The 6086-nt window shown below is 41.6% G+C and carries 5 protein-coding genes; all 5 read left to right on the top strand.

The window, feature by feature from the left end:
• The first annotated feature begins 5 nt into the window (after window positions 1–5).
• A complete protein-coding gene (locus V7K40_RS28945; protein ID WP_334965866.1) occupies window positions 6–2270 on the top strand; it encodes a M48 family metalloprotease in 2265 nt (754 codons plus the stop codon).
• 633 nt (window positions 2271–2903) lie between these two features.
• Entirely contained in the window at window positions 2904–3416 is a 513-nt protein-coding gene (locus V7K40_RS28950) for an RNA-binding protein (protein WP_334965868.1), read from the top strand.
• A 449-nt stretch (window positions 3417–3865) separates the two neighbouring features.
• Window positions 3866–4306: a SufE family protein gene (locus V7K40_RS28955; RefSeq protein ID WP_334965870.1), complete on the top strand. Its 441-nt coding sequence runs from the start codon at window positions 3866–3868 to the stop codon at window positions 4304–4306.
• A 146-nt stretch (window positions 4307–4452) separates the two neighbouring features.
• The gene (locus tag V7K40_RS28960) at window positions 4453–5364 is read left to right on the top strand and encodes an alpha/beta hydrolase (RefSeq protein WP_334965872.1); all 912 of its coding nucleotides are present in this window, start codon (window positions 4453–4455) and stop codon (window positions 5362–5364) included.
• Window positions 5365–5444: 80 nt separating this feature from the next.
• Entirely contained in the window at window positions 5445–6005 is a 561-nt protein-coding gene (locus V7K40_RS28965) for a methyltransferase domain-containing protein (RefSeq protein ID WP_334965874.1), read from the top strand.
• Window positions 6006–6086 lie beyond the last annotated feature (81 nt).

Below are 6086 nucleotides of genomic sequence, written 5' to 3' on the forward strand. Positions count from 1 at the left end.
TTTGTATGCCTTCACATGCCAAATCGTCTTTGGAGGCTGGTTTAGTTGCCCTCAAGCAGGGAAATTATCAAACAGCGATCGCTCAATTAGAACCTATTGCTAGCAGCCAAAATCATGCGACTGCTAGCTTACAAGCCCAGGTTGGTTTAGTGATGGCTTATGCTCGCTGTGGCGAAGTTCCCAAAGCGATCGCTATTTCCCAGAATCTCATTGAAAGTAACAATCCGCAAGTTCAAGAGTGGGCAACACGCGCTCTCGAACACCTGACAAAACGTAAAAAACCTGATCAAGAGTCAAAAAATGTCGAAACTGGATTTGTTGCCTTTGAGAATTCAACCCCAGATTCTCCCGCAGTTACTCCCCCGGTAACTCCTACATTAGAGGAAAAGCTAGAAGATCAAGTAATCGAAACCAAGAGCGACGAAACTTTGCCAATGGTGCCACTAGGTAGACTCAAAGCTACAGTAGCGACACCACTACCTCCACCAACTGCACCCCTAAACGGTTTCATGGGTTCCGTTACCCGCACCCAAGCCAAATTATTCGGTGTTATTTATTGGCGACAAGCCCAACGCGCCAGAGCATGGCAACCCCTACGTAAACCAAAATTAATTCCCTTGCGGTTGCTGGCAGCAGGAACATTTATCGCCCTGTTTTGGGTAATGCGAGAAATCCTCAAGTTAGCAATGGGATTCATCAACCTGACTTTAGTCAAACTGCCCTATGTGGAGCCGTTGCAGCTTTTATACCGCGATCCTACTCAATTGTTGCTAATAGTATTGGTGATTTTGATTGGAGTATCACCTTGGTTGCTGGATCTGCTACTGGCGAACTTGTATGGTCAGCGAGAATTTCCCAAGGATGTATTGAATGCCCATAGCCGCGAAGCCGTTCGGGTGCTACAACGTTGTTGCCAACAGCGGCACTGGCCCTTACCCAAACTGCGAATTTTACCAATGGCTGCACCAATTATCCTGACCTATGGTAGTTTACCACGTAATGCCAGGATTGTTGTGAGTAAAGGGCTATTAGAGCAACTGGCAGATGATGAAATTGCCACTATCTACGCCACGCAGCTAGGGCATATTGCTCACTGGGATTTTGCTGTGATGTCCTTGTTGCTGCTGCTGACACTACCAACTCATAAGCTATATCAGCAAATGTCGCAGTGGGGAGACAAAATATCAGGGAAAATTTGGCGCTGGCCGGTGACAATTCTGGCTAGTCTAATTTATGGAGTTTGGTGTTTGCTGACTGGAACTGCATTGTGGTTATCGCAGTTGCGGCTTTATTATAGCGATCGCGTCGCCGCTGAAATTACTGGTAATCCCAATGCCCTGATTCGCGCCTTACTCAAAATTGCCATTGGAATTGCAGCTGATATCGAAAAACAAGAATACACCAGTTGGCAACTGGAAAGCTTAAATCTGTTGACACCAGTGAGTCACCAACAAAGCCTGTCTTTGGGCACTATTGCCAGCAATCTATCTTTTGAATCCTTTTTGAAGTGGGATACTGCCAATCCCTATCGCCAATGGTTTACAATTAACAATAGCCATCCGCTGATGGGCGATCGCATCGAACGCCTCTGCAAAATAGCCCGTCACTGGCATCTAGACACCGAACTACATTTTCCTAGTGAACCATCAAAGGTTAAGCGTCAGTCTTTCTTATTACAAATCGCTCCCTGGTTAGGAATTCCTCTAGGGGTTGTGTTTGCAGCTTTGGTCTGGCTAACGTGGCAACTAGCATTCACACTCAAGTTTTTAAATCTAAAGTGGATATATGAAGATTGGTCTTTCATTACAGGCTGCCTTCTAATTGGCTTTAGCATCGGTACAGTAATGCGGATTAATTCTTTTTTCCCCGATATTAAACCTGCCACCGTGCAAACTGACTGCCTACCCAACCTGTTAGCTGACCCTTGTGCCTTACCCATTGACAGTATCAGCGTGCGGATTGTGGGCAAACTATTAGGTCGTCAAGGCACTAGCAACTCCCTAGCGCAAGATTTAATCCTCCAATCCAGTGCAGGTTTAGTGAAATTACACCACGTTTCTTGGCTAGGACAGTCAGTCAATCACCAGGATCTGATCGGTCGGCAAATTATCGTCACAGGTTGGTTCCGACGAGGAGCAACACCTTGGATCGATATCCAAACCCTGGAAACTCAAAGTGGTAAAACCATTCATAGCCCTCATCCTATTTGGTCTATTTTTTTGGCAGTTGCAGCACAGGCTTGGGGCGCATACGTTTTTCTCAGTGGTTAGTCATTGGTCAGAAGAAAATAAACAACTGACGAAGGACAAACCGAAATGTAAACAAAAATTGCAGGTTTTCTGGAAAAGTGTTACATTTATTTACACAAACAATAGCAACCGACATAACTCAGCACTACAGCTTAGTTATGAACTCGGATGCTTTTTCCCCACTCCATACCTTTTTATCCTCCCAACACAGCAGGAAATTAACCAGCCACTGGCTGGTTTTTGTTTCAAAATATTCTCCCTTAAATAAAAAAATGGGTTTTATGTTATGTTACGATGCAATAATACTAACGTCGTAAAAGTATGCGCTAAACTAGCTACGTAGAAAATACCGTGGTAATGTAAGGAATGGTATTTGATTCTGCGAAAAAGGCATGGAAGAAAGCGTGTACTTTAGCAGGCACTAGGCTATTAAATTTACAATTCTTAGAATTAAGGTGTTATTAGCTCACAATAGTGTGAGCCTTTGGATTAAACAAGCTTGATCCCGACGAAAAACTGTATTGTATAGGTTGACAGTTTCGAGCAAAAAAATTGGTTGATGGCAGTATTTCTCAATAGCATCTATTTAAAAGCCAAAGCCAAGTGATTGTTTTCTCGCCTTGCCATGTTCATTTAACTCTGGAGGTATAGTTCATGCCCGTTCGCCTATATATAGGTAATTTGCCTAAAGAAGAAATAGATCGTCAAGATCTGCAAGCAGTTTTTGCAGCAGAAGGTGATGCTGTAACTACTAAATTAATTAAAGACCGCAAAACTGGCAAATGCCGTGGTTTCGGTTTTCTTACCGTCAACAACGACGAACAAGCTGACGAAATCATTGAAAAGTATAATGGTCAGATGTTCAAAGACACTCCTATTAAGCTAGAGAAGGCATTACCTCGGACAAAGGGTGAGGAGGGCGAGGAGCAAGCTCCTAAAGCAGTTACTCTTGCTACTACGAGTACCCCCATTCCTAGCGTTAATAGAGAAGGTAGAGAAGGTAGCCGTCGTGAGAAAGGTTCTAAGAAGCCTCGTCGTGGCGGTGGCGGAGCTTCTCGTGAAAGTACCACCACAACTACAGATTCAGACGCTATTCGTCCAGATCCTCGTTGGGCTTCGGAATTAGAAAAGCTGAAGCAGATGCTAGCTGCACAAACTACAAATTAATCCCTAAGGGAGAGAAATTAAAAATTAAAAATCAGAATTTTTTTTGATTTTTAATTTTTAATTATCGATTATTACCTAGCTGCTTAGTTAAAAGCTACTTGCAGCTAATTTTGTAAGTATGTAGTTTACCGCCGTAGGCATCGCATAGTCAAATCAAACGACACATAAATTTCACTTATTTCCCATATTTACGTAATAGCAATAAGTCTATACTGATACAACAGTAACTTATGTAGAGTTACTGTCAAAATCTGCTTATAAAAAAATTAAGTTTTTGTGATTAGGCGCATTCAAAAACCTGACCGGAGTGAATGCGATCGCAGTAATTATCTGGATTTGACAAGTTATAGTCAGTAATGGCTAGCTTCATACTGCCAAGTGACCGGAGGCGCGATTGCTCGAAAGATAATTTACACTCAAAGTGATACCGATCATTTGCAGCTTCTGTTATGTCCTCAACTCTAGATTCTTTGCCACCTGCGCTCGCTAAAATTGTCCAGCGCTTTCAACGCGCTTCCGAACCGAAGCGACGCTATGAACAGCTAATCTGGTATGCTCAGAAGCTCAATGAGTTTCCAGAAGCTGAAAAATTACCCGAAAATAAAGTTCCTGGTTGCGTGTCTCAAGTTTATATCACAGCAGCCTTGAATGATGGGAAAGTTGTGTTTCAGGGCGATTCCGATTCCCAGTTAACCAAAGGATTAGTAGGGCTTCTGGTTGAAGGATTGGATGGACTAACGTCAACTGAGATTGTCCAACTTAATCCAGATTTTATTCAAGCAACAGGTTTAAACGTTAGTCTGACACCTTCCCGTGCTAATGGGTTTTACAACATTTTTAAAACCATGCAAAAAAAAGCATTGGAATGTAAGTTAGATTTGCCTAGTTAAATAGATAAGTGCAAATAAATCTCAAAAGTTAAGAGTTATAAGTTAAGAGTGATGAGTTTTGAATTCCTAACTCTTATACAGACGCGATTAATCGCGTCTCTACTCCTAACTGCTCACTGCTAACTCTGAATAATAAATTTAGTCAAATGTCAACAAATTTATTATCTACCTCTGCTGCTATTGGCTTTGGTGGAGTAGTTCAAGAATATCTCTGGAATTGGGAAAATCAGCAATTGTGCGTTGTTTATGAAACCCTCGGTAAAGGTTCACCGCTATTGCTACTACCAGCTTTCAGCACTGTTTCGACGCGTTTGGAAATGGGCGAACTCGCCAGGCTACTAGCTCCCCATTTTCAAGTTGTAGCCATAGACTGGCCTGGATTTGGACAATCTTCTCGCCCTAGTTTGAATTACCGACCGGAAATATATCAGCAATTTCTGGAAGATTTTGTCAAAGCTATTTTTAATACCCCAATTACTGTGGTAGCGGCTGGTCATGCTGCTACCTACGTTTTACAATTAGCTGTGAAGCAGGCTGCTTTCTCACGGATTGTGTTGTTAGCTCCTACTTGGCGTGGGCCTTTGCCGACAATGGGAGCAAGTCAACAGATAGCTGGCATGGTGAGAGAATTGGTGCGATCGCCTATACTTGGTCAAGCTCTCTACAAACTCAACACTACCCAATCTTTCTTAAGTTTTATGTACCGCCGCCATGTGTTTACTGACGCAGCTAAAATTACACCCAGTTTCATTGAGAAGAAGTGGCATACGACTCAACAACCAGGAGCGCGATTTGCATCTGCTGCCTTTGTAACTGGTAATCTCGATGCTGTACACGAACAATCTGATTTTCTGGAACTTGTAAAGTCTTTAACCGTACCGCTCATGGTAGTAATTGGGGAATCCAGTCCCCCGAAATCACGAGAAGAAATGAACGCTTTAGTAGCCTTACCAAAAGTAAGAAGCGTTGTCATTCCTGGTTCTCTGGGACTACATGAAGAATACCCAGCAGTTGTTTTAGAAGCAGTTCAAGATTTTTTGTTCTCCCCAGAAAATTAAATCTTCACACCAAGAGGCAAAGAATCATTTTGCACCTTGGTGCGAGATTAAGATAAGTTCAAGCTACTGCAAGTAAGTTTTTGCAAGCAAGAAAAAGCGCTAAACCTGCTATAAAAAGAGTGTTAATTGAATCCGGTAAGAAGATAATGAAACAGTGGTATGAAGAATTATTTGATAATTATGCAGATAACTATGATCAGGAGGGGTATACCTCTGGAACCTTGGGTGAAGTTGATTTTATTGAAAAAGAACTTGATTATGATAAAAATAAGTTAATCCTTGATGTTGGCTGTGGAACCGGAAGACATTCACTAGAGTTGGCCAGGCGTGGTTACAGTGTTACAGGGATTGATTTATCAGAATCTATGCTCGAAAAAGCCATAAAAACTGCTGCTGAAGAAAAACTAAAAATTGATTTTATTAAAAAAGATGCCCGGAATTTTTATTTTGAAACACAATTTTATCTTTCAATTATGCTTTGTGAGGGAGCTTTTCCTTTAATGGAAACAGATGAAATGAATTTTTCTATTTTAAAAAATATTTATGCGTCCTTAAAATCTCCAGGTAAACTGATATTGACTACCTGTAATGGTTTATTTCCTCTGTTTCATTCTGTTAAGGATTTTCTTAACGCGACTTAAACAAAAATTAAGCCCAAATAAAGCCCAAACTAGCTTTGTAAGCAGCAAACACGTCACGGTTGAGAGTCAACCAATCAAAAA

Origin of the sequence: Nostoc sp. (assembly GCF_036917195.1) — a bacterium.
Classification (GTDB): Bacteria; Cyanobacteriota; Cyanobacteriia; order Cyanobacteriales; family Nostocaceae; genus Nostoc.